Annotated in this window: 23 protein-coding genes; 18 read left to right on the top strand and 5 right to left on the bottom strand. The window is 41.7% G+C overall.

Features of this window, described 5'->3' with window-relative positions; genetic code table 11:
• Positions 1-142: 142 nt before the first annotated feature.
• The 4 genes from PP2015_RS11040 to PP2015_RS11025 all read left to right on the top strand — a co-directional run bounded on the left by PP2015_RS11040 (position 143) and on the right by PP2015_RS11025 (position 5,129).
• A complete protein-coding gene (locus PP2015_RS11040; RefSeq protein WP_058030396.1) occupies positions 143-2,539 on the top strand; it encodes a TonB-dependent receptor domain-containing protein in 2,397 nt (798 codons plus the stop codon).
• A gap of 24 nt (positions 2,540-2,563) precedes the next feature.
• The gene (locus tag PP2015_RS11035) at positions 2,564-3,514 is read left to right on the top strand and encodes a carbohydrate kinase family protein (protein ID WP_227009238.1); all 951 of its coding nucleotides are present in this window, start codon (positions 2,564-2,566) and stop codon (positions 3,512-3,514) included.
• A 296-nt stretch (positions 3,515-3,810) separates the two neighbouring features.
• Positions 3,811-4,485, top strand: coding sequence for a type 1 glutamine amidotransferase domain-containing protein (locus PP2015_RS11030; RefSeq protein WP_058030395.1), 675 nt, complete (start codon positions 3,811-3,813; stop codon positions 4,483-4,485).
• 35 nt (positions 4,486-4,520) lie between these two features.
• Positions 4,521-5,129 carry a glutathione S-transferase family protein gene (locus PP2015_RS11025; RefSeq protein ID WP_058030394.1) on the top strand — a complete coding sequence of 203 codons (609 nt, stop codon included), beginning with the start codon at positions 4,521-4,523 and terminating at the stop codon, positions 5,127-5,129.
• A 105-nt stretch (positions 5,130-5,234) separates the two neighbouring features.
• On the opposite strand, the gene PP2015_RS11020 is transcribed toward PP2015_RS11025, so the two are convergent.
• Positions 5,235-6,260 (bottom strand): ankyrin repeat domain-containing protein, encoded by a 1,026-nt coding sequence (locus PP2015_RS11020; protein ID WP_058030393.1) that lies wholly within the window; start codon positions 6,258-6,260, stop codon positions 5,235-5,237.
• Between the two features lie 175 nt (positions 6,261-6,435).
• Between PP2015_RS11020 and PP2015_RS11015 the strand changes: the two genes are divergently transcribed.
• The 7 genes from PP2015_RS11015 to def all read left to right on the top strand — a co-directional run bounded on the left by PP2015_RS11015 (position 6,436) and on the right by def (position 10,397).
• A complete protein-coding gene (locus PP2015_RS11015) occupies positions 6,436-6,729 on the top strand; it encodes a hypothetical protein (protein ID WP_058030391.1) in 294 nt (97 codons plus the stop codon).
• A gap of 30 nt (positions 6,730-6,759) precedes the next feature.
• Positions 6,760-7,467 (top strand): helix-turn-helix domain-containing protein, encoded by a 708-nt coding sequence (locus tag PP2015_RS11010; RefSeq protein WP_058030389.1) that lies wholly within the window; start codon positions 6,760-6,762, stop codon positions 7,465-7,467.
• Positions 7,468-7,589: 122 nt separating this feature from the next.
• A complete protein-coding gene (locus PP2015_RS11005) occupies positions 7,590-8,519 on the top strand; it encodes a DMT family transporter (protein WP_058030387.1) in 930 nt (309 codons plus the stop codon).
• Between the two features lie 111 nt (positions 8,520-8,630).
• Positions 8,631-9,035 (top strand): hypothetical protein, encoded by a 405-nt coding sequence (locus PP2015_RS11000; protein WP_058030385.1) that lies wholly within the window; start codon positions 8,631-8,633, stop codon positions 9,033-9,035.
• Positions 9,036-9,530 carry a nuclear transport factor 2 family protein gene (locus PP2015_RS10995; protein ID WP_058030384.1) on the top strand — a complete coding sequence of 165 codons (495 nt, stop codon included), beginning with the start codon at positions 9,036-9,038 and terminating at the stop codon, positions 9,528-9,530. It abuts the gene before it with no gap.
• A 90-nt stretch (positions 9,531-9,620) separates the two neighbouring features.
• Positions 9,621-9,812, top strand: coding sequence for a hypothetical protein (locus PP2015_RS10990; RefSeq protein ID WP_058030382.1), 192 nt, complete (start codon positions 9,621-9,623; stop codon positions 9,810-9,812).
• A gap of 84 nt (positions 9,813-9,896) precedes the next feature.
• Positions 9,897-10,397, top strand: a complete 501-nt coding sequence (gene def / locus PP2015_RS10985) for a peptide deformylase (protein WP_058030380.1) — start codon at positions 9,897-9,899, stop codon at positions 10,395-10,397.
• Between the two features lie 95 nt (positions 10,398-10,492).
• Here the strand turns inward: def and PP2015_RS10980 are convergent, their stop codons facing one another.
• Entirely contained in the window at positions 10,493-11,131 is a 639-nt protein-coding gene (locus PP2015_RS10980; protein WP_058030378.1) for an NAD(P)-dependent oxidoreductase, read from the bottom strand.
• A 129-nt stretch (positions 11,132-11,260) separates the two neighbouring features.
• Between PP2015_RS10980 and PP2015_RS10975 the strand changes: the two genes are divergently transcribed.
• Complete coding sequence (locus PP2015_RS10975; protein ID WP_058030377.1) at positions 11,261-12,154, top strand: LysR family transcriptional regulator; 894 nt, start codon at positions 11,261-11,263, stop codon at positions 12,152-12,154.
• A 105-nt stretch (positions 12,155-12,259) separates the two neighbouring features.
• Positions 12,260-13,075: a DUF4437 domain-containing protein gene (locus PP2015_RS10970; protein WP_058030375.1), complete on the top strand. Its 816-nt coding sequence runs from the start codon at positions 12,260-12,262 to the stop codon at positions 13,073-13,075.
• A gap of 26 nt (positions 13,076-13,101) precedes the next feature.
• Here PP2015_RS10970 and PP2015_RS10965 read toward each other — a convergent pair whose 3' ends face one another.
• Positions 13,102-13,980: a LysR family transcriptional regulator gene (locus tag PP2015_RS10965; protein ID WP_058030373.1), complete on the bottom strand. Its 879-nt coding sequence runs from the start codon at positions 13,978-13,980 to the stop codon at positions 13,102-13,104.
• 100 nt (positions 13,981-14,080) lie between these two features.
• On the opposite strand from PP2015_RS10965, the gene PP2015_RS10960 reads away from it, so the two are divergent.
• A complete protein-coding gene (locus tag PP2015_RS10960) occupies positions 14,081-14,449 on the top strand; it encodes a DoxX family protein (RefSeq protein ID WP_058030371.1) in 369 nt (122 codons plus the stop codon).
• 15 nt (positions 14,450-14,464) lie between these two features.
• On the opposite strand, the gene PP2015_RS10955 is transcribed toward PP2015_RS10960, so the two are convergent.
• Positions 14,465-15,325 carry a hypothetical protein gene (locus PP2015_RS10955; protein WP_138559184.1) on the bottom strand — a complete coding sequence of 287 codons (861 nt, stop codon included), beginning with the start codon at positions 15,323-15,325 and terminating at the stop codon, positions 14,465-14,467.
• Between the two features lie 636 nt (positions 15,326-15,961).
• Here PP2015_RS10955 and PP2015_RS10950 point away from each other — a divergent pair.
• The 3 genes from PP2015_RS10950 to PP2015_RS10940 are packed head-to-tail and all read left to right on the top strand — an operon-like array spanning position 15,962 to position 20,937.
• Positions 15,962-16,915, top strand: a complete 954-nt coding sequence (locus PP2015_RS10950) for an ABC transporter ATP-binding protein (protein WP_058030368.1) — start codon at positions 15,962-15,964, stop codon at positions 16,913-16,915.
• A complete protein-coding gene (locus PP2015_RS10945) occupies positions 16,905-19,838 on the top strand; it encodes a Gldg family protein (RefSeq protein WP_058030366.1) in 2,934 nt (977 codons plus the stop codon). The genes PP2015_RS10950 and PP2015_RS10945 overlap by 11 nt, the downstream gene beginning before the upstream one ends.
• 10 nt (positions 19,839-19,848) lie before the next feature.
• On the top strand, positions 19,849-20,937 hold the full coding sequence (locus PP2015_RS10940) for a DUF4340 domain-containing protein (RefSeq protein WP_058030365.1): 1,089 nt from the start codon (positions 19,849-19,851) through the stop codon (positions 20,935-20,937).
• Between the two features lie 153 nt (positions 20,938-21,090).
• Here the strand turns inward: PP2015_RS10940 and PP2015_RS10935 are convergent, their stop codons facing one another.
• Entirely contained in the window at positions 21,091-22,014 is a 924-nt protein-coding gene (locus PP2015_RS10935; protein ID WP_058030363.1) for a histone deacetylase family protein, read from the bottom strand.
• A 147-nt stretch (positions 22,015-22,161) separates the two neighbouring features.
• Here PP2015_RS10935 and PP2015_RS10930 point away from each other — a divergent pair, with 147 nt between their 5' ends.
• Positions 22,162-22,776, top strand: coding sequence for a flavin reductase family protein (locus PP2015_RS10930; RefSeq protein WP_058030361.1), 615 nt, complete (start codon positions 22,162-22,164; stop codon positions 22,774-22,776).
• Positions 22,777-22,865: the final 89 nt, after the last annotated feature.

Genomic DNA, 22,865 nt, shown 5'->3' with positions numbered 1-22,865 from the left:
CAACCACTTAATAAACTAAGCACAATAATCGAGCACTTTTTTATTGCAAAAGATGACATTTTTGCTAACTTACTTAATCGATTAAGTAAGAAAATCCACATTCGTGGTGCCATACTTTAAATTGACAACAATGAGGCACATTATGAGAACACATAACCCCACTTGGTTTGCCCTAAGCGCTATCGCACTCGCGATCAGCACTCAAACACTGGCTGAAGAACAACAAGCAAATATCGCAAAGCCACAAAATGAATTAGAAAAAATAATTGTTACTGGTGTGCCTCAACGTCGCACCGTGATGGCATCTAGTGTGTCAGTGAGCAGCATTTCTGCAGAGCAGATCAATGTATCAACACCAAGAACCACCGCTGAAGCATTTAGAATATTACCGGGTGTGCGCTCTGAGTCGACGGGTGGCGAAGGTAATGCAAACATTGCCGTGCGTGGCCTACCAGTGGCATCAGGTGGAGCTAAGTTTTTACAGCTTCAAGAAGACGGGCTGCCGATTTTACAGTTCGGTGATATTGCATTTGGTAATGCTGATATCTTTTTACGTTTAGACAACACTGTACAATCAGTCGAGTCTATTCGTGGTGGCTCAGCGTCTACGGCGGCAAGTAATGCACCGGGCGGTATCATCAACTTTATTTCTAAAACAGGTGACAGCGAGTCAGGCAGTATCGCAACAACCTTTGGTTTAGACTATGACGAGTTCAGAACTGACTTCGAATTTGGTACTTATTTATCAGACAGTGTGCGCTTTCATATCGGTGGTTTCGTTCGCCAAGGTGAGGGGCCAAGAGATACAGGTTACACAGGCAATAAAGGCGGTCAGATCAAAGCTAATTTAACCAAAGAGTTTGATAACGGTTATGTGCGTTTGTATCTAAAGCATTTAGACGACCGTAGCACCAGCTATTTACCAATGCCAATGCGCTCAAATGGCGATTCGTTAGCCAACTTTGACGCTTTATCTGATACACCACACTCAGCGTACTTTATTAAAACACAAGGCTTAGGCGCAAATAATGAAATTCGCCAAGGCGATATGCGTGATGGTATGCATCCACAAGTAGACAGTGTGGGTGTAGAAGCCAGTTTTGATCTCAGCAATGATTGGAAAATAGAAAATCGTTTTCGTGTTGCAAGTGTGAAAGGTTCTTTTAATTCTCTTTTCCCTGCTGAAGTTGGCAGTGCATCGAACATCGCTGCAAGTATTGCTGGAGAAGGTGCCACCTTACAATATGCAAACGGTCCACAAGCAGGTTCAGCCTTTAATGACGACACATTGATGCGTATTCACACCTTTGATGTTGAAATGCGTGATTTCGGCTCAATGGTCAATGACACCAAGTTAACTAAATCATTAAGCGATGATACGTCAGTTACATTTGGTTTTTATGCATCTGAGCAAACCATTGCCATGTCTTGGCTTTGGAACTCTTATTTAATGGAGTTACAGGGCGATAATGCCGCGCTCGTTGATGTATTTGCTGCTGACGGTACTGCATATTCAGAAAACGGTTTGTACGCCTATGGCACGCCAGCATGGGGCAACTGTTGTCAGCGTAACTACGACACAGACTATTCAACGCGAGCACCTTATTTGGTGATATCTTCTCAATTTGACGATATCACCCTAGATGCAAGTGTACGTTATGACTCGGGTGAGGCCAAAGGCACGTATGCAGGTGCTGTAGTGTCACAACGAGACATTAATGGTGACGGTGTTATTTCAAAACCAGAAGAGCAAGTAGCTGGCATCGATATCGCAAACCCAAGTGCTGTGAACTATGACTGGAGCTACACCAGCTATTCAGTCGGTGCGAATTATCAAATCAACCCAACACAAGCTGTGTTTGGCCGTGTCAGTGAAGGTGCACGTGCAAATGCTGATAGATTACTGTTTGGTAAAGTAAACGCCGACGGTAGCGTGGCCAAAGAAGATGCCATTGATGAAGTAACCCAATATGAGTTTGGCTTAAAGCAACGTTTTGAAAACGGCAGTTTATTTGCAACGGCATTTTATGCTGAAACAGAAGAGCAAAACTTTGAAGCAACCAGTCAAAAATTCTTTGATCGCCAATACGAAGCAAAAGGCATTGAGCTAAATGGGGTTTACTTTGTGGGGTCATTCGACTTCAGAGGTAACATGACTTGGACGGATGCAGAAATTGCCAAAGATGCGTTAACACCTGAGGTGGTTGGTAACACGCCTCGTCGTCAAGCTGACTTTATCTACTCACTGATGGCGCGTTACAACATGGAGCAAGGTGCCGTTGGTTTAAGTTTTATCGGCACCACAGATGCGTACGCACAAGATAATAATGACTTAAAGTTCGATGGTTACACTCAGGTTAATGCATTTGCAAGCTATGACGTGACTGACAACTTATCTGTCTCACTAAACATCAACAACCTGTTTGATACGGTGGGCATAACAGAAGCCGAAGAGGGCAGCGTACCAGCTAATGACATTATTCGCGCACGAAGCATTAATGGCCGTACCACGTCGTTCACATTGAACTATCAATTCTAAACCGCATATTGAGTTGGAGTTATTATGACTGAACAAACGACCATGCAACTAACTTGCTTTGGCGAAGCATTAATGGACCTTTTACCTCACGATGGCGAAGCTTTGCTTCCCATTGTGGGTGGAGCGCCCGCCAATGCCGCTGTGGGCTTTGCCAAATTAGGTGGTCACAGTGCGTTTTTAGGTGGGCTATCGAATGATGCATTCGGGCAGACCATTGCTAAGACATTGCAACATTATGGGGTAGACACGGCACATTGCCCGGTTATCAAAGCAGCAAACACCGCGCTGGCGGTTGTTCAGCTCGATGAGCACAAAGAGCGACAATTTAGCTTTTATCGTCAACAAACGGCAGATATCAGTGTATCAATGGATGACTTTAATGAATTCAATTGGCCGCAATCAGGTATTTACCATTTTTGTTCGAATACCTTAACGGACTCGTCAATTACAGCAACGCATATGGCGCTATTAGAGCAGGCCAAAGCGCATGGGCAAATTATTAGTTTTGATGTCAATCTTAGATTAAATCTCTGGCACGATTTAGCTGATTTACCGGCTCGCGTTGAAGCCTGCTTTTCGCTGTGTGATATCTTAAAATTCAGCTTAGAAGAGCTTGCATATTTAAGCCATGCGGCGTCGCTTTCAATAGAGCAATATATTCAGCGATTATGCGCGCTGGGTGTTCAGGTGATCTTGGTGTCAGATGGTAAAAATCCGGTGCAATTGATCACACCGCAACAGACGCAGTCAATTGCAACCCCGAGCATTAACGCTGTTGATACCACAGGGGCAGGAGATAGTTTAATAAGTGGCTTTTTGTTCGCTTTAGCTCAGCAGCAATTAAAGCAATCCCAGTTGAACGCAAATCTTGAGAAGCTGATTGATGCCGCTGAGTTTGCAGTCAAGTGTGGGGCCTTTACCTGCGCAAAGCTTGGCGCAATGCCGGCACTGCCAACTTACGACGAAGTGAATTAATTACTTTCTTTGTCTATATTATTTTGATTGAAGGCCATTCGTTAAAGCGACTGGCCTTTTTTATTTTAGGTTTTTAAAGAAATAAATAGAAAAGCGATCTTCCTGTGGGCTGCGTCGTATCTTATAAGCTTTAATCAATTACTTGTATTGATTGTTGCTAAATAGCAAAAGAGTTTCACTGATTTAGCTAATTATCATTCAATAGGGAACAATATACAGTGTCCTTATCGTCTTTTTAGCAGCTTGCACAAAGGCAACAAACAACTTTATGACAACATTGAGTTAAGGTAATCATCATGAAAAAAGTACTTATTCCAGTCACTAATCACGCAACACTAGGCAGTACAGATCAAGCTAATGGTACCTATGCACCAGAGCTAACGCATGTTGTTGATGTATTAAATGCGAATAACATTGGGTTTGATATTGTCTCTATTCAAGGTGGTAAAGCACCACTGTATGGCACCGACATTGAGGGTGACGAGATAAATAATAAAGTATTAGGTGACGCGTCATTCCAAACGCAGATCAACAATACCGTGCCTGTCTCTCAGGTCAACGTAGACGATTACGATGCTATTTTCTACCCAGGTGGCTTTGGCTTACTGTCAGATTTAGCAAGCAACGAAGAAGTCGCAGCAATGGCAGCCAAGCATTATGAAGCGGGTGGGATCATTGCAGCAGTGTGTCACGGCCCAGCTGCATTATTGCCAATTACACTCAGCAATGGCGAATTGTTAATTGCCGACAAAGAAGTCACTGCATTCACCCGAGAAGAAGAAGTCGACTTTGGTACCATCAATGATATTCCTTTCTTATTAGAAGAAGCGTTGACACGAAAAGCGGCTCAATATAGCAAGGTACAACCTTGGAATGAGTTTGTCATTCAAGACGACCGTTTAGTGACAGGTCAAAACCCAGCAAGTGCCCATGCGGTAGGTGAGTTTTTGGTGAAATTGTTAGCTGAGTAATTGGCTAGCAACATCTGTTAAATAAGGAATGATTTATGATTAAAGTACATCATCTTAATCAATCGCGTTCAACCCGCGTGTTATGGCTGCTAGAAGAGTTAGGTATGGCATATGAAGTTGAGAAACACGAACGCGATGCTGCAACGCGTTTAGCGCCCGCAAGTCTAGGTAAAGTACATCCATTAAATAAAGCGCCGATCATTGAGCACAATGACATAGTGATCTGTGAATCAGGTGCAATTATGGAGTACATTCTTGACCAAGACACAGAGCAACGTTTACGCCCAGAAAAAGGCAGCAAGGCCTACTATCAATATGTAGAGTGGTCGCACTTTGCAGAAGGCTCTTTGGGCTTACCGGTGATCACAAGTTTGCTGATGCAAATGGAAGAGCGCAGTGGCACAAACCCGATGGACGGGTATATTGCTAAAGAACTAAACCTAGACTTCTCATACATAGATTCGGTACTCGCTCAGCAAACCTACTTTGCTGGTGATGAGTTCTCAGCGGCCGACATCATGATGACTATTACACTTGAAATTGCAGGTAGCTTAAACTTGCTAGAAGGTCGTGAAAATATTGCCCGTTATCTTACTAATGTACAAAGCCGAGAAGCGTATTTGAAAGCGCGTTCATTCGGTTAGAAAGTTTTATTCTTTAGATTAGAAAGCCCGTTCAATATATTGAACGGGCTTTCTATGTCGCCAATTTAACTTCTTTTAATCCAACAGAAGATGTTTGTATTTAACCTATAAACTCCCTTTGATTAACTTAATAATCTCATCGTATTGATACCGCTCTGCTAGTTGCAGTGGCGTGTCTTTTTCGTAGGTAATCAAGTTTTGCTTAGCACCGCCTTTTAGAAATACTTTTGCGGCTTCAGTGTTGCCATGCCATATTGCGTCGTGAAGCGGTGTGTAGCCGTTATTAGGGCCTTGCGCATTAAGCACCAAAGGTGCGAGTTTATCTGCTAGTAGTAATTCAACAACCTTTGGATGACCCATGTAACCGGCTTTATGAAAGGCAATTGCATTCATAGGATAACCTGGAATAGTTTGATCAGCGCCATGCTGAAGTAGAAGCTTTACGATTTTGCTGTAACCCTCACGTGCAGCAATCAGTAGTGCGGTGTGCCAATCATTTTGGCTCGAATACACAGGGCGGCGTTGATTAACATCTTGTCCGTTGCTTATCAAAACAGCGATACGTTTTACTTTCTCGTCTTCGTCTAATGCGCTATCTTCAACGATATTTAAAATTTTTTGTTTACTCAGTTGCAGCTCTAATTCAGCTCGTTTCGCTAAGAATATTGCGTTTAAATGGTTATAAAGCTCTGCTTCGTGCGGCTCAATATGCCTATCCCAGCCACCGATCATATCTTCTGCCATCGCACCAGTACGGGTTTTGAGGTTAATGTTTAGCTCGTCGTATTCAAACAAAGCTTTGATATTAGCTTCTTTGGAATACCAGGCTGCGACCATAAGAGGCGTAAAGCCAGAACGAGGTGTTTGTAAATTGATAAATGCTCCCTGTTCAATAAGATATTTTACTATCTCTGTATGGTCTGTTTGAGCTGCAATATGGAGTGGTGCATTGCCCATTTTACTGTCAAGCTGATTAATATCAGCTCCATGAGACACTAGCCTTTTAACTTTTGCTAAATCTCCTGAGATAACTGCTTGATGAAGTGCGGGCAGCGAGTTATTTTGTGCCATTGATTTTGGTGCAAGCGAAATGAAAATTAATAATGAAACAAGAAAAAGATGCTTATGCATAAATACCTCTTTTATTAGTGCCGCCGAATTGTTAAGAGCGGCAGTATACGCTAGAGATTACGTTTGCATTAGAAGGGTAATGGCTAATTAATTAATAGCGAAAGGCTAATAATGAACATATTGTCTGAAGCAGTTTTACCTTGCATAGTCAATTGAGTAGAGAAGTATAAAGTTTATGGTTAAAACTGAATATGTCGCGGTTAGCGCATCAGGTGAGCAAATTAGGCTGTGCATTGAGGTTTCACCTTCAGAGCCTGATCCATTACCTGGTGGCGATTTTCGTTGTAGGGTTCGAATTAATGCATTTGACATAGATGAGTTTGCATATGGTGTCGATGCGCTACAAGCTTATTGCTTAAGCGTTAAATTACTTAAAATACGATTAGACGAAAAGCAACAACAAGGTTGGCAGTTTTACTTTCCGGGTCACCTTGACCATGCTATAGACTTTAATGAGGGTTACTTTTAGGTTTGAGTCACTAAATGTTTATATAAGATTATGAAAGATCTCTTATCAATTCGCTCTTATAGCACTCGCCCGACAGAGCATGCGCATAGCTATAACCAACTAGTATTGCCACTGCAGGGTATGATTAATATTCGAGTTGGGACGTTTAATGGCAAAGTGTCACCCAGGGAGTGTGTTATTGTGCGCTCAAATGAGATGCACCTCTTTACCGCAGAGAAAGAGGCGCGATTTATTGTCGCCGACTTGAAAAAACTACCAGATCTTATCGAAGATAGTCCCCATATCGTATTCGAAATCAGCAAACCGCTCTCACAATATTTGCTATTTATTGAAAGCCAGTTAGAGAATGAGCTTAGTACTGCCATAGAGCAAGCGATGTTAAACACTTTTAAGCTGCTGCTTTGTGAGCAACGTTTAACGCCTAAATTAGACATCAGGATAAACAATGCCTTGCTCTACATAGAACAAAATATGTCTGAGCCAATCATAATCTCAGACTTAGCTAAGGTCGCTTGCCTGAGTCCAACCCAATTCAAAAAGAACTTTAAAAAGCAGCTAGGTATCACTGTACTGGAGTACATAACCAGTTTAAGAATGAAGAAAGCCCAAGCACTACTGACGCACACCGATTACCCACTGCAAATAATCGCTGAACAAGTTGGTTACACTAGTTTGTCTGCTTTTAGTCGCAAGTTTTCTCAATTCTTTGGTTTATCACCAACCAAGTTTAAGCAGTAAATAACCTAAGCTCAGGTTAAATAGCGTCTTTGGAGTGAACTAAAGCGTCTGAATTGTCAAAACATACAGTCTTTTAAAGTTTATTTTCTTATCCATCAATGTTTTTGAAATAGACAAAATAAATGAATGACACTCAATACTTTAAAGGGGTAGCAGCTATCGTTTTTGCCAGCTTAGTGTGGGGCACAACAGGAACAGCTGCGAGTTTATCTGCAAATATCAGTGCATTTTCCATAGGTGCATTTTCAATGGGTGGTGCTGGCTTACTGTTTATCCTTGCTAACTTAAGAAAACTTCTCTTTTATCACAAAAAGTTTATTGAAAACTCGAAGCTTGTGCTTTTCGGTGGACTGTCTGTTGCCATATATCCATTAGCATTTTATTCCTCGATGTCCTTCTCTGGAGTTGCGGTGGGAACGATTGTTTCTATCGCCAGTGCGCCGTTATTTACCGTTATATTTGAGCGTTTTTCTGGTCAAGCAAGTGTATCGCTGCGCTGGTGGTTAAGTTTTATTTTAGGTGTAGCTGGAGTGTCACTTTTAGTAATTGGAAAACAACACGGCAACACTAGTGCACTGATAAGTTTAAATGACCAATTTGGTGTGATATTGGGATGCATCGCAGGTTTGACTTATGCCTGTTATACCTGTGCGATTAAAAGGCTAATTGGGCATGAGATTGACTCACAGACTGCAATGTCTGGGCTATTTGGGCTTGCAGCATTAATATTACTCCCTGCTGCCTTAGTTTGGGGTGACAACCTATTCGCAACAGTGACCAATACGGCGGTGTCTCTTTATATGGTAATTGTACCTATGTTCTGTGGGTATTTATTGTTCTCTTATGGGCTAAAAAATGTCAATGCCAGTGATGCAACATTAATCACCTTACTTGAACCACTCATCGCCACACTGTTAGCAATTGGTTTTTTGGGAGAGCGATTTAGTCTAGTTGGATTAATTGGTGCGGTTTTATTATTAATAAGCTTACTTACAAATTCGATAAAACAAGGAAAAAGTTTGGCTTACCAAGCAAAAAAGCAGTTTAACTAAGGTACGAGTTTACATAAGCGTATGGGCATGCAAATATGGGTACAAATGTAATGAGGGCAATCCACACTACTCATTGAACCAACTTGTTTGACGAAAATTTCAAGGAAGAATATGTTAAATTTCAAAAAGATAAGCACTTTTACCGCCTCAATCGCATGCTCTTTGTTTGCAGCATTTTTACTTTATCCTGAATTCCCCTTTAGTTTATTTGGCATAGAGCAAAGCAGCTCAGCACTTTTTGTTGGTCGAAGAATGGCAATGTTGTTTTTGGGATTAGCCATATTGCTATGGGTAGGCCGAAATGCTGAGCATTCAGAATCACGACAAGCAATATGCCTGAGCGTTGCCGTTTCGATGTGTGCACTTGCTGGGTTGGGGGTTTTTGAGTTTCAACAGGGGCTAGCAGGGCCAGGCATTTTGCTGGCGGTGATGATTGAATTGGCTATCGCCTTTTTATATCTAAAGGTATGGCTTAGTCATAAACAAGTGGCAGTTGATTTAATAAAAGGAGCTTAAATGACAGTCTTAAAATTAATTTTTACTTTATTTGTATGTACTTTTGTTTCGAGCACTTTTGCTACAAGTGCACTCGCAACTGAAGTGACACGAACAGAGCTAGAGCAAAAAAATTTAGATAAAGCTCTATATTGCATGGAAATCCTAGAGAATCGAAACGATCTTAAGCCCGCCAAACGCCTTGAGATTTTGAAAGCAGATTGTATTGTTGAAAACTATATTCAGCACTCGCCCCATGTGCCCGATGGTCGAGAAGCATTGTTAGCAATTTTTGCTAAGCGCTATAAAAAATTTCCGCAGTTATCAATGTCAGTAAAGCGTGCCGCATCAGAGGGCGATTTAGTTTGGTTGCATCTTCATGTAAAACGCACGCCTGATTCACTTGGCTCAGCAATTATGCATGTGTTTCGCATGGAAAATGGCAAGTTTGCAGAGCATTGGGGTGTGAGCCAACGCGTACCTGAAACTTCTAAAAATAATAATACGATGTTCTAGCTTCAATTAAGATTTGTTATTAATTTAAAAGTACGGCTAAATTGGGGAAGAGCTTAATTATTAACTTGATAAAAATAATAAGGAAACGGTATGTGGGAGCTGGTGTCATTTATGTTAGGTCTTGCGGTCTTCATGTTCATTATTAATTATATGTTCGAACCGCAGAAGATAATTGAAGATTTGAAGTCGATGAAAGGCTCAAATACAAAAATTGAAGCGCTTGAAAAAAGAGTCGAAGAGTTGGAGAGTACAGTTCAAGCCTTAAAACAAAAAGAGTTATAATAGAAAAAATTTAGCTGAGTAAACTCGTTATAGAATAAACTCAGTGTGAATAAGTCACTCAATAGCAAAAAACATAGAGGTAAAATGGCTGTTTTAGAGATTCTAAAAGCTCCAAATGAAAAATTGAAAGTCGTTGCTGAGCAAGTAACTGACTTTGAAAGTGTGCAAACTTTGATTGATGACATGCTGGATACCATGTACAACACCGACGATGGCATTGGTCTGGCAGCGACCCAAGTTGGCCGTAAAGAAGCCATCATCATCATAGATATTTCTGAACAAAGAAATGAACCGTTAATATTGATTAACCCAGAAGTGGTGAGTGGGTCTAACAAAGAGATGGGTCAAGAAGGCTGTTTGTCGGTGCCGGGATATTATGCTGATGTAGAACGTTTTACCTCTGTGCAAGTAAAAGGGTTAGACAGAACAGGTAAAGAAGTGTTTGTTGAAAGTGATGACTTTTTAGCAATTGTGCTACAGCACGAAATTGACCATTTGAAAGGTAAGCTGTTCATTGATTACTTGTCGCCTTTAAAGCAAAAAATGGCGATGAAAAAGGTTAAGAAAGCGATTAAAGCAGCTTAATCGCTTTTGGTAAATTAGCTAGAAATATAGCCTGTTATGCTAGCAAGCTTGAGTACTTGAAGCCTTGATGTTCACTGAACATCAAGGCCTTTTTCTTAGTAAGCCACACCCATTCTTTTGTTGATGTGCGCTGCTTTTTCAATTTCATCTACGAATGCGACGGCATAGTCGGCGACTGAAATACGGCTATTTCCTTGCTCATCGGTAATAAGTTGCTCAGCACCAGTACGATATTGGTTTAACTTATCACCCGGGAAAATCTCAGCAGCAGGGCTAATAAACGTCCAGTTTAATGGGCTACTAGAGTGTTTAAACACGTCAAGTGCTTCACCTTGCGCAATGGCCTCATCTTTATACTCAGCAGGAAATTCAGGGGTATCGATTAACTTTAAGTTTGGTGCCACTTCTAGCGAGCCTGCACCACCGACCCATAGCAAACGTTCAATGCTGGTGTTTGGTAACTCATTGAGTAATCGCTTAGCGGTATTTTTTACAATCTCGTGATTGCCCAAAGCTCGGCCGCCAATGGCCGCAACAAACACTGTTTCATCACTGATTAAAGCGCTTAAGTTATCTGATGCGTCATTTAAGTCGAATGACTTTACGGTGACGTTAGGTACGTCGTATTTATCATGTGCTCGAACTAGCGCTGTGATCTCATGACCTCTTGATTTTGCTTCTGCCACGATATGAGAGCCTATCCAACCTGATGCGCCTAATACGATTAGTTTCATAATATTTTCCTCTTGGGTAAGTGTTTTGAGTTGTGTCTAGGTTAGAAGAAAACTAAGATGAAATAATCGAGCGAAAATGAAATAGATTGTTTCTCATTTTCTATCTAATGATGGGGCTAAATTTTTAATATGGATCGTATTACTGCCATTAAAAGCTTTGTTGAAGTGGCGCATTTATCTAGCTTTACGAAAGCCGCTGAACGTCTTGATTTAAGTCGTCTTCAAGTAACACGTCATGTGCAAGAGTTAGAGCAATGGCTAGAACAAAGGTTATTGCATCGTACCACCAGAAAGGTGAGCTTAACCCAGCATGGAGAGCAAGCTCTACATAGGTTTGAGCGAATTCTCGATGAAACCAGCGCTTTAATTGCTGAGAGTACCGAAGGCAGGCAAACATTATCGGGTACGGTTCGCATTTCGAGTCCTATCGGTTTTGCCCAAAATATGTTGGTCAATGCCGCCAGTCAATTCATAGCGCAGCATCCAAACGTTAAAATTGATATTCATGCCAGTGATAGTTTTTCGAATTTAGTTGAACAGCGCATAGATATTGCGCTCAGATATACCAACACGCCCGATGAAAACTTGATTGCCAGACGACTGATGGTGATAGGCGCGTGTGTTTGTGCATCTCCAGAGTATTTGGAAAAACATAGAGCCCCCGAAAAACCTGAGGCGCTTGTAGAGCACCCTTGTTTAGTACATTTGTCACATGATAAATGGCGATTTATAAAAGCAGAGCAAAGTGTAGAGGTGAAAGTCAGCGGGCCATTAGTTTGTAATGATGTACCTACACTTGTGCAAGCTGCAATGAATGGTACGGGCATCGCGTGGCTGCCTTATGATATTGCCCGCAGCTACATAACAGAGAAAAAGCTCGTGCCTATTTTGCAAGATTATAAAATTGAGAATAATCAACTTTGGGCGGTGTACTTATCGAGAAGCTACCAATCGCCAGTTGTGCGTGCTTTTATCGATTTTGTCGCTGAGCTTTGGCAAGAGGACATAGTGCCATTCAATTAATTATCAAAAAAATGTTGAAACTGTTTTCGTGACTACAGGGCTAAAACAGTTTAATGCAAACCTTTAAAATCGTGTTCTATCGACAATCGATGAGTCACAATATTTATGCGTCATGTAGTTAAAACCCTTGTTATAGTCACATTCTTTCTCACTTTTATATCAACAAACGCTTTCACTGCAGAGCTCAAAGTAATTAAAGCGCAATCAGTAGAATGGGGCTATCTGAACCCACTTCGAGGTGCCAAGAGCCCGGGAGCTGCAGAGCTGTGGGGGGACAGAACAAAAAATAACGCGACAGGTATGCTTGTTCGATTTAAAAAAGGCTTTTCGTCACCTCCGCATATCCACAATATCTCTTACCGTGGCATTGTGATCAAAGGGTTAATACATAATGCAGATCCAAATGCAGAACATTTATGGATGCCTTCAACTTCATATTGGACGCAACCTGCGGGTGGCAATCACATTACCGCAGCAAACGGTGATGAAAATCTCATTTATTTGGAAATAGATAGTGGTCCTTATTTGGTTAAGCCAAGTGAAAAGCAGTTCAATAATCAGGAGTATCCACTCAACTTTCATGCTGATAATTTGGTGTGGCAAAGTGCAGATGAACTGACAGCGTTGAAAACAAGGCAAGCTATGTTTTTAGCACCTTTATGGCAGTCAAATGATGGCAGAACAAAAGGGCAGCTATTAAAGTTACCCGCTGATTTCAGCGGTAATGTGCATGTTATGTCAGAAGAGTTTAAAGCTGTGATCATTCAAGGTGCTGTAAACCTTGCTAGTTCAAAGGACAATGATTTATTAGAAGCTGGGAGTTATATAGAGTTAAACGGAGTTGGTAAATTTAACCTTTCTTCGTCACAACCTGCAATTTTATATATTCGTTCAAATGGTGAGTTTGACGTAAGGGATTAACCGCCTTTTAGAGCATGAATAAGAGACTATTCATGCTCTTTTAAATGAGCACTCAAGAAATCAATAAAAGCCCCAATCTTGTGAGGAATGTAATTGCTATTTTTATAAACTGCATACATTGGCAGCGAAAAAGCCTGCTTTTGAGGTAAAATTTCAACAAGTTCACCATTTTCAAAATACTCTGCGACCATCCATTTGGGCATAGCAGCTATGCCAGCCCCTAACCGTGCCATTTTCACTATCATGTCTGGGCTATCGCTTTTTATCACTTCGTTTACTTGTACTTTTCTGCCTTCAAAACTCCAGATATTAGAGGGACGCATTAAAGAGTAGGTAATGCATTGATGATTGCGTAATTGAGACGGATTTTGAGGTATGCCATTTTCAGCTAGATAACAGGGAGAGGCGAAGTAACATAATGAGTGCTCGATTAATTTTTTTGCTTTTAAGTTTGAGTCTTCAAGGTGAGCAGCCCTGATCGCAATATCAATATTGTCTTTGAATAAATCAGCGTGTTGATCATTCACTGAGATATCAAGTTCGAGCCCGGGGTGGAGTGCCATAAAGTGTTTCAAGGGCTCAGCGAGACGCTTTGTGGCAAACGCCGAGGGAGCAGAAATTCGCAGCTTGCCAACGACTTTAGATTGCTCGTTACGGATCTGGTGCTCAGTTAACGACAGTTTCTCAAGCACTTCTTGACTACAAGCTAAATATTCACTCCCAGCATCTGTAAGTGTGATCTTTCTAGGTGTTCGGTTAAATAAAGTAAAGCCCAAGTCTTGTTCAAGCCAGGCAATGCGCTTACTGACTGCGCCTTGAGTCATGTTTAATTCGTCTGCGGTTGCCGTAAAACTACCCAAACGTGCTGCGGTGGCAAACACCGAAAGGCATGTGAGTTTATCCATTATGCATTCCTATTTGGAATATCAATTATGTAATTAATAGCATTTATAGATAATTTTAGGAATGCTTAAATAGCACCAGTATTAAATACGGAGTTTAAACATGACGATTATTTCATTGGTGTTATTCGCGTTCTTTTCATTTGCAAGTTCAATTAAATTAACGGGGTGGCAGAAGACGATTTTTCAGATCCAGTTAGGTTTTTTCAAAAACTATGGCTTGAATCGTACCCATATGTTCTTAATTGGGTTGATAGAAAGCGCATCAGGACTGTGTTTGTTGTTATCAGTATTAACAGGTAACAGCTTACTCAATGCGTTCGGTGCAATTGGTATTTTATTTACATCAATAGGCGCTATTTTCTTTCATCTACGTTTTGACACACTAAAAGATGCGCTGCCTGCAATAGTCACTTTGTCTTTATCGGGAGCTTTACTTTTTAGTAATCAATATGTGTATAACGCCATATAACACCTATCGAAAAACTTAATCACTGAGCAATTTATATTTCAAAAATAAGTCGCTGATCCTGCGAGTTAACAGGCTTTGCTCAGTGTTTGGCACATGGTGTAAGTGCATCGATAAATATTCCTCAGTAGGATATATCTTTAAAAGAGCTTTATTTATTTCAGCGATGATTTTTTCAGACCTTGGTGTGCTGCTGCACGCAATATGGCCCGCAATAAAAAGAGGGTGTCTTGCTATGGCTACAGACGCAATATTACTCTGGTTATCAGAGTAATATTGCTTAAAAATGGTGGGGTATGAAATTAAAAAGTCTACGCGATGGCGCTGAAATAATTTGATCATGGCTTCATAGGCGTCGCTACCTGCACGAAACAAAATGTTCTCTTGATTTAGCTTAGTTAGTTGTTGATCAAGGTTTTTGCCATAAGAGCGGCCGGTTTCAATAGCAATATTTGCGGAAGTGTAATGTCCAAAAAGCTTGTTTAAATTAATGAGCTCTCCAGTCTGCGTGATCATACTATCAAGTAATGGAGTTCGATCTTTGAAGTAGTAAAGGCGATGACTAGGATATAAATGAACAGGATAAGAGTACAGGTTATAAAGAAGACGTTCTTCTGTTTTTATACGGTTTACTGCACAAATGGTTTTGTTTTGCCTGAGAAGCGAATCTATACGTGCAGTCGGTGCTATTTTTAGTTCAAACTCTACGTCCACTAAATTTTGCAATAATAATCGATATGAATCGCTGGCAATATCGTAGCGGCCATCTTTAAAAAAGAGTTCTAGATCTTTTGGGTCGTCACTTAAAAGTGTAATCGGCTTAGCTTCAACACTCATCGACAATAATATTAAAAGGCACAGCGAGAGAAAATACTTCATAAACACCACTTGAAGTTGATTTATTCCATTATAGCCAATAAACACAATAACTGATGGAGAGTTTTAAAACACGCTAAAAGTGGTAGGTGGTGTATTTGCACTAACGTCATATTCTAATTTTTGTTATTTAAAATCATGTGGTTGTAGATTGAGCCCGTAGAATAAAGAAGAGGCATAAACTTGAATAGATAAATTTAAAATTTCTCTCTTGAACTTTTTTAGTTTGCCCATATCAAAAAATGCGATTCGTTCTTTACTTTGTTTTGGGGACAAACCCAGCAACTATGGAGATAATAACAATGTATTTTTCGATAACGTCTCGAGCACTCTTTTCAAATAAAAATCTATTTATAAACAACTAGAAACTAAGCTGAGCTTTGGTTAAGAGATTTACTGACATAGCGATATTTAATCGATAAGCGTCATTTAAGTCTGCAGCCGGAAACTTTTAGGGATAACACCGCTCACGCGTCCTGCTATCGCCAAGGTACCTACTTCCATGTAGGCAAGGCGAATTTGCGCGTCAATAGCAGGCCTATTGCAAGTAAATTTAACGCAGTTAGCGTTGAAAGTAGCCGCTGCAGATAAATTTATTATCCAGAGTTCAGGTTAATTTAGCTTAATTCGGAGACTTCCATGTTAGAGGTGAGTAATTTAACTCGCAGCTATGGCAGTTTTAAAGCTGTAGATTCTGTGAGTTTTAAAATCCAAAAAGGTGAAATTATCGGGCTGCTTGGGCACAACGGCGCGGGTAAAACCACCATAATGAAAATGATCAGTGGCTATCTCGAAGCTGACATCGGTGATGTTAGCTTAGATGGCGTAACGCTTTCTAAAGACCCTAAAAAACTTCAAAGCCAACTTGGTTATTTACCAGAAAGTTTACCCGTCTACCCAGAAATGAGCGTGGCCGAGTACCTAGATTACGCCGCTGATTTAAAAGGGTTAAAGGGCAACACTAAAGTAGCCGAAATCAAACGTGCCATCAAAGCCACTGACTTATCGGCAAAATTGTTAGCCCCCATCGAAACTTTATCACGTGGTTATAAGCAGCGTGTGGGTGTGGCACAGGCAATTTTAGGGCAACCAAAACTATTGATTTTGGATGAGCCAACCAATGGCCTCGACCCAGAGCAAACACAACATATGCGTGAGCTGATTAGAGACATCGCTAAAAAAGCCACGGTGATTTTATCGACCCATATTATGCAAGAGGTGAATGCTTTGTGTGATCGCGTGTTGATCTTGAAATCGGGGCAACTGGTCCTCGATGAACAACTCGAAGCATTGCAGCACAGCAAACAGCTGGTGGTCGAAAGCGACTTAGCAGAAGTGAAAAAGCTCACAGACATTAAAGGCATTTTTGCTGTTGAACACGAGCCACAAAAATTTATCGTGAGCTTAGAAGACTTGGCGAACATGCAGCAAGTAGCAGCCACTATCAGCAAAACCATTATTGAAAGTGGCGCGCAATTGTTTGCCATTTACCCGCAAAAACGTGACCTAGAAACCGTCTTTAACCAAATCAATAACGACGAATTTGTCGCGACCACGAATAACACTAAGGGAGGAGCCGTGCATGCAGCCTAGTCAATCTGCGCAGTTTAATGCTGTTCGTATTGCGCAAAAAGAAATCGCGCTATTTTTCTCATCGCCCATTGCTTACTTGTTCATTGGCGCATTTGTGGGGTTAACCTTATTTATCTTCTTTTGGGCTGAGGCATTTTTCTCTCGTAACATTGCCGATGTGCGCCCGATGTTTGAGTGGATGCCCATTCTATTGATCTTCTTATCGGCAACCTTAACCATGAAGCTCTGGAGTGAAGAACGACGTAGCGGCACCATCGAATACGTGCATACCTTATCGGTGCCACTGTGGCACTTTGTATTGGGCAAGTTTTTAGGTTGTTTGGCACTGCTGGCGATAGCGTTAGTGATCACACTGCCTTTGCCGATCACCGTTAGCTTTTTAGGCGAGTTAGACTGGGGCCCCGTTATTTCGGGTTATTTGGCAGTGTTGTTATTGGGTAGCGCCTATATTGCCATTGGTTTAGCGATATCAGCGCGCAGTGACAATCAAATAGTCAGTTTGATCACCGCATGTGTGATTGGCGGACTTTTTTACTTTATTGGTACCGCTGCAATCACTGACTTTTTCTCTCATGAAGGGGCTGAATTTTTAAGACAACTCGGCACTGGCGCGCGTTTTGACGACATCACCCGTGGTGTCATTGATGTGCGAGACTTGGTCTATTATGTGTCGTTAACTTTGGTGTTCTTGGCTTTAAACACTTACTTTTTAGAGCAAGAGCGCTGGGCGAAAAACGACAACAAAGCAAATACACAATCAAGTCATCATAAAACCTGGCAGCTAGTAACAGGCTTGCTGGTGGTAAATTTACTCACAGCTAATGTTTGGCTTAGTCAGTTACCACAACTGCGCTTAGACACAACTGCAGGCAAACAATACTCGATTTCTGAGGCGACAGAGTCTTATTTGGCGCAATTACAAGAGCCTATGTTGATCCGAGGATATTTCAGTAATAAAACCCACCCGTTACTTGCGCCACTGGTGCCACAAGTGAAAGACTTATTACAAGAGTACGAAGTTGTTGCCGATGGCAGAGTGCGCGTAGAATTTATTGATCCGCAAATGCACCCTGAGCTTGAAGAAGAAGCCAACACCCAATTTGGCATTAAACCAATGCCGTTTCAGGTTGCCGACCGTTATCAAGCTTCCATTGTCAGCTCTTATTTTAATATTCTGGTGCAATACGGTGACGAGCATCAAGTACTAGGGTTTAGAGACTTAATCGAAGTTAATGCTCGTGCCGAGTCAGATGTTGAAGTGCTGTTACGTAACCCTGAACATGACATTACCCGCGCGATTAAAACCGTACTGCAAAACTATCAAAGCGGCGGTAACTTATTCGACACTGTGAAGCAAACACTGACGTTTAATGCCTATGTGTCGGCAAATGATAAACTGCCTGAGCAGTTACAAACCTTAAAGCAGGGCATTGAAAAGCATTTAAATGATGTACAAGCTAAGTCTTACGACAAGTTGGCTGTTAATTTTATTGAGCCAGAAGCCGAAGGCGGTAAAGTTGCAACTCAAATAGCCGAAGACTATGGTTTTGAGCCAATGGCAACCAGCTTTTTCTCAGATCAAACCTTCTACTTTTATCTGACTTTAGCGGGCGAAGATCAAATTGTACAAATTCCACTGGATGACTTTAGTGACGCAAGCTTTGAGCGCAACCTCGATGCGGCAATCAAGCGTTTTGCCTCTGGATTCACTAAAAACTTAGCGCTGGTAAAACCCGCCTCAGCCCCGAGCTATGGCTACGGCATGCCAAGCAGCAGCTTTAGAGAGCTAGAGCGCATGTTAGGCAGTGAGCTGAACATCATCAATGAAGATTTAACCGATGGCAGTGTTTCGGGTGAAGCCGACATTCTAATGCTCGTCGCGCCTAAATCACTGGATGAAAAACAGTTATTTGCTGTAGACCAATTCTTAATGAAAGGCGGAACGGTGATCGCAGCGACGTCGCCTTACAGCATCAACCTTGCCGGTGGCAGTTTGAATATGACCTCAGTCGACAGTGGGCTGACAGACTGGTTGGCACATCATGGTTTAAACATTGAAAACAGCCTAGTGATGGATGCTACAAATGCGGCATTCCCAATTCCAGTAACCCGTAATGTCGGTGGTTTCCAGCTGCAAGAAATGCGTATGTTGGATTACCCTTATTTTGCAGATATACGCGATGGGTTAAATCAAGACAATTTAATCACTTCTGAGCTACCGCAGCTGACCATGGCTTGGTCGTCGCCCATTACCCTTGCAGAGAATAAAGGCAATGTGACTTTCACTAAATTGATTGAAAGCTCTGATAAAGCGTGGACGTCATCGTCTCTTGATGTGATGCCGCAGCTAAACGCGCAAGGCGAGGCGAGTTATCTCTCAGAAGGTGACACCGCGAAGCAGTTAATGGGTGTGATGGCACAAGGTAAATTTACCTCATACTTTGCAGATAAAAGCTCTCCGCTTTTAGGTGCAAAAGAGTCCAATTCTCAAAGCGATGCATCGGCTGACAACGTTGAGAATGAGTCTGAAAACAGTGAAGCCCAGAGCGACACACAGTTTGATGTCAGCAGTGTGATTAAGCACGCGCCAGACAGTGCACGCATTATCTTGTTCAGCTCAAATGATTTTGTACAAGACCAAGTGTTGCAACTGACCGCAGGCGTATCGCAAAGCGATTATTTAAATAGTTTGCAGCTAATGATGAACGCCGTAGATTGGTCGCTGGAAGATCGAGCGCTCATGAGCATTCGCGCGCGCGGCAATTTCAACCGCACCCTACCACCAATGGAGCATGACCAACAGCTTATTTGGGAATACGGAAACTATGCGCTGGCCTTCGCATTGTTAATGGGCTTAGCCCTTTCTGATCGTCAACGTAGAAAGCGCAAGCAGCGTGAGTATTTAACTTGGATTTCGCAATAGGAGTGAAACCATGAATAAAGCAGTAACTATTTTATCTGTTGCCCTAGGCGCACAAGTGATTCTAGCTGGCTCACTATTTTATAGCGGTCAAAATAGCTTTGAGACGCAAGCGCCAGTGTCATTGTTAAGTCTAGAGCAACATGCCATCACCGAAATTACCTTGCAAGAAGGTGATAATGATAAGCCGCTTACATTGGTAAAAAACGGTGAAAGTTGGCATTTGGCTGAATATCCAAACTTGCCTTTACTTGATTATAAAGTGTCAGCTCTGACCGACACTTTAATCAACAGCAAGGTGAATTGGCCTGTATCAAGCTCACAAGCCAGTCATGAACGCTTTAAAGTGGCCGATGACAACTTTGAAAAACGTATCACTTACAAGCTAGGTGATGATGAAGTTGACATACTATTAGGTGAGTCACCCAGCTTTAAAAAGCTCTACGCGCGTAATGGCGACAATAATGATGTGTTCACCATAGAGTTCAGCGGCTATCAGCTGAGTGTTGATAAAAATGATTGGTTGAATAAGTCGTTGTTGTCGGTAAAAGATATCAGCGAAATCAGCCAAGCAGGATTAGCATTTGAAAAAGCCCAAGTAAAGCAAGACGCTGACCTAGACGAGCGCACAGAGTCAGTTAAAAACACAAGTGCAGATAAAAGCGCTGTTTTACCAGATATCATTAAGGCAAACGCCAGCTCAAAGACCCGTGTTGAAACCATATGGCAAGTAAAAGCGCCTGCAAAATTGCCTGAAGGTCAGACACTCGACACCGAGCGTATTGATGAGCTGCTTGAGCAATTTTCTAGCTTAACGGTGACGGCAATCGCCGAGCAAGAAATCGCTTTTTCAGAGATTGAAAAGCTCAGCGTGAAAGATGCCGACGGAAAGCAGTTCGACTTTGAGTTTGCTGAACATGAAGACAGCTATTATGTAAAACGCAGTGACTTTGCACCTTGGTTTAGCCTTGGCAAAGCGCAGTTTGACAACCTAGCTAATATTAAAGCCAATGATTTTTTCATTACCCCAGATGATGACGAAAATTCGCAGCAATTGAGTAATGAAACAAATCAACAAACGGACACTGAAACATCAGATTAATTCGCCGTAGCTCTACTCCAAAGTAGGCAAAGGTGCGACCTCAAAGGGTTGCACCTTTTTTATTTTGCGCGATATAAAATCATGCCTACCACTCAGAGCAAGCCTTGTAGGCGTTGGTTTATCCAACGCTTCTAAATCTTTTATATCACCTTTCTATAATAACGCCGCTTGTTTCACTACAATCGCATGACGCTTTGCCAATCGTAAATGATCTTTATCGTAACCACCACCGATCACAGTAGCCACTGGCACGCCTTTGCTTTGGCAGGTTTTAAGCACTAACGCATCACGCTTTTCTAATCCTTGCCATGAAATATTGAGCTTACCTAGGGTATCTTGCTCCCATACATCAACGCCTGCATCGTACAGCACCAAGTCGGGATTTAGATCGTCAATCAGCCCCGTTAAGGTTTCTTGCACAATATTTAAATATGCAGCGTCTTCTAAATGATTTTCAAGACCGATATCTAAATCACTGTCGTGTTTTCTAAACGGAAAGTTCTTCTCGCAATGAATAGAGCAGGTAAACACGTATGGGTTGTGTTTTAACATGGCGGCGGTGCCATCGCCTTGGTGCACGTCTAAATCAAAAATCAGTACATTATTCACTTTGCCTTGCTGAATAAGCGTTATCGAAGTAAATGCAAGGTCGTTTACCATGCAATAGCCTGAGCCAAAATCATAATGCGCATGGTGGGTGCCACCAGCAAGGTGACAGGCAACCCCATGTTGAAGGGCTAATTCTGCGGTTTTTAACGTACCAAGTGGTGCGGTAAAAGTACGCGCCATTAATTGCTCTGACCAAGGTAAGCCAATCCGACGCATGGTTTTGTCATCGAGCTGGTTACGCCATAGATCCCAAATATAGTCTTCGCAATGCACCAGCTCAAGTGGTGTAGGTGAGCCAAGTTCTGGTTGAACTAGGTTGTCACCAATTAAGCCCATGCTTTTTACTTCATTAAATAAATTAGCGAATTTACTCATCACAAAGCGGTGTTTCGGATCAAAACTAAACGAGTAATTTGGATGATAAACAAGCGGTAAACGGGTGTTGAGCGGGCTATGATTTGAGAGCATTAAAGACGGTACTTAGTTTAAATTGCGATAATTTTAACTGATATACGTATTAGGTAATAGTTGAGATTATTATCTGCACCTACAGGTATTTTTATCGCATGGTTTATGCAATCATGTTGGTCTTATTTTTCAAAGTGGTAAAGACAAATGGAACTGAATTTCTCTGACTTTTCTGGCAATCAAATCTATCACTTAATGACGCAAACCATTATCCCGCGTCCTATTGCTTGGGTGTTAACTGACTCGGGCGAGCAAAGCTACAATCTCGCGCCATTTTCTTACTTCACAGCGGTGTCGAGTGCGCCGCCTCTAATGATGTTTTCGGCTGGCAAAAAGCCAACAGGCGAGATTAAAGACACAGTTAAAAACGTGATAAATTCCAAACAATGCGTTATTCATATTGCCTCAGAGCAAGATGCCGATTTAGTCACCGCTACGGCTGCAACACTGGATCATGGTGAATCTGAAGTCAATGCCAACGACATTGAACTGGTGGAGTTCGAAGGTTGTGATCTACCTCGCATTAAAAACTGCCATATCGCTTATGGTTGTGAGTTATATGAGGTGCAACAAATGGGCGAAGCGCCGCAGTCGTTAGTGTTTGTGAAAGTAAAAACCTTATATGTGAATGATGAAGTCATTTCTTTGGATGCAAAGCAACGTTTAAAAATTCATGCCGATAAAGTCGCACCGCTGGCGCGTTTAGGCGGTGGGGAATACTCGGGCATTACAGCCCCCTTTGCGATGGCTAGACCGAAATAAGCAAAGTCTAAGTAAAACAAAACTAATTCGAGTTATTAGAATAAACAAGCGCAGCATCATGCTGCGCTTTTTTGTTGGAAGAGTTTTTT

This window comes from Pseudoalteromonas phenolica (assembly GCF_001444405.1).
Lineage (GTDB): Bacteria > Pseudomonadota > Gammaproteobacteria > Enterobacterales > Alteromonadaceae > Pseudoalteromonas > Pseudoalteromonas phenolica.
The sequence above is the reverse complement of the archived record's forward strand: the minus strand, read 5'-3'. Positions and strand labels throughout refer to the sequence as shown.

Excerpts from the sequence above, each read along its gene's own strand:
- PP2015_RS11040 (WP_058030396.1), top strand. The coding sequence starts at position 143 with ATGAGAACACATAACCCCACTTGGTTTGCCCTAAGCGCTATCGCACTC.
- PP2015_RS11035 (WP_227009238.1), top strand. The coding sequence starts at position 2,564 with ATGACTGAACAAACGACCATGCAACTAACTTGCTTTGGCGAAGCATTA.
- PP2015_RS11030 (WP_058030395.1), top strand. The coding sequence starts at position 3,811 with ATGAAAAAAGTACTTATTCCAGTCACTAATCACGCAACACTAGGCAGT.
- PP2015_RS11025 (WP_058030394.1), top strand. The coding sequence starts at position 4,521 with ATGATTAAAGTACATCATCTTAATCAATCGCGTTCAACCCGCGTGTTA.
- PP2015_RS11020 (WP_058030393.1), bottom strand. The coding sequence starts at position 6,260 with ATGCATAAGCATCTTTTTCTTGTTTCATTATTAATTTTCATTTCGCTT.
- PP2015_RS11015 (WP_058030391.1), top strand. The coding sequence starts at position 6,436 with ATGGTTAAAACTGAATATGTCGCGGTTAGCGCATCAGGTGAGCAAATT.
- PP2015_RS11010 (WP_058030389.1), top strand. The coding sequence starts at position 6,760 with ATGAAAGATCTCTTATCAATTCGCTCTTATAGCACTCGCCCGACAGAG.
- PP2015_RS11005 (WP_058030387.1), top strand. The coding sequence starts at position 7,590 with ATGAATGACACTCAATACTTTAAAGGGGTAGCAGCTATCGTTTTTGCC.
- PP2015_RS11000 (WP_058030385.1), top strand. The coding sequence starts at position 8,631 with ATGTTAAATTTCAAAAAGATAAGCACTTTTACCGCCTCAATCGCATGC.
- PP2015_RS10995 (WP_058030384.1), top strand. The coding sequence starts at position 9,036 with ATGACAGTCTTAAAATTAATTTTTACTTTATTTGTATGTACTTTTGTT.
- PP2015_RS10990 (WP_058030382.1), top strand. The coding sequence starts at position 9,621 with ATGTGGGAGCTGGTGTCATTTATGTTAGGTCTTGCGGTCTTCATGTTC.
- def (WP_058030380.1), top strand. The coding sequence starts at position 9,897 with ATGGCTGTTTTAGAGATTCTAAAAGCTCCAAATGAAAAATTGAAAGTC.
- PP2015_RS10980 (WP_058030378.1), bottom strand. The coding sequence starts at position 11,131 with ATGAAACTAATCGTATTAGGCGCATCAGGTTGGATAGGCTCTCATATC.
- PP2015_RS10975 (WP_058030377.1), top strand. The coding sequence starts at position 11,261 with ATGGATCGTATTACTGCCATTAAAAGCTTTGTTGAAGTGGCGCATTTA.
- PP2015_RS10970 (WP_058030375.1), top strand. The coding sequence starts at position 12,260 with ATGCGTCATGTAGTTAAAACCCTTGTTATAGTCACATTCTTTCTCACT.
- PP2015_RS10965 (WP_058030373.1), bottom strand. The coding sequence starts at position 13,980 with ATGGATAAACTCACATGCCTTTCGGTGTTTGCCACCGCAGCACGTTTG.
- PP2015_RS10960 (WP_058030371.1), top strand. The coding sequence starts at position 14,081 with ATGACGATTATTTCATTGGTGTTATTCGCGTTCTTTTCATTTGCAAGT.
- PP2015_RS10955 (WP_138559184.1), bottom strand. The coding sequence starts at position 15,325 with ATGAAGTATTTTCTCTCGCTGTGCCTTTTAATATTATTGTCGATGAGT.
- PP2015_RS10950 (WP_058030368.1), top strand. The coding sequence starts at position 15,962 with ATGTTAGAGGTGAGTAATTTAACTCGCAGCTATGGCAGTTTTAAAGCT.
- PP2015_RS10945 (WP_058030366.1), top strand. The coding sequence starts at position 16,905 with ATGCAGCCTAGTCAATCTGCGCAGTTTAATGCTGTTCGTATTGCGCAA.
- PP2015_RS10940 (WP_058030365.1), top strand. The coding sequence starts at position 19,849 with ATGAATAAAGCAGTAACTATTTTATCTGTTGCCCTAGGCGCACAAGTG.
- PP2015_RS10935 (WP_058030363.1), bottom strand. The coding sequence starts at position 22,014 with ATGCTCTCAAATCATAGCCCGCTCAACACCCGTTTACCGCTTGTTTAT.
- PP2015_RS10930 (WP_058030361.1), top strand. The coding sequence starts at position 22,162 with ATGGAACTGAATTTCTCTGACTTTTCTGGCAATCAAATCTATCACTTA.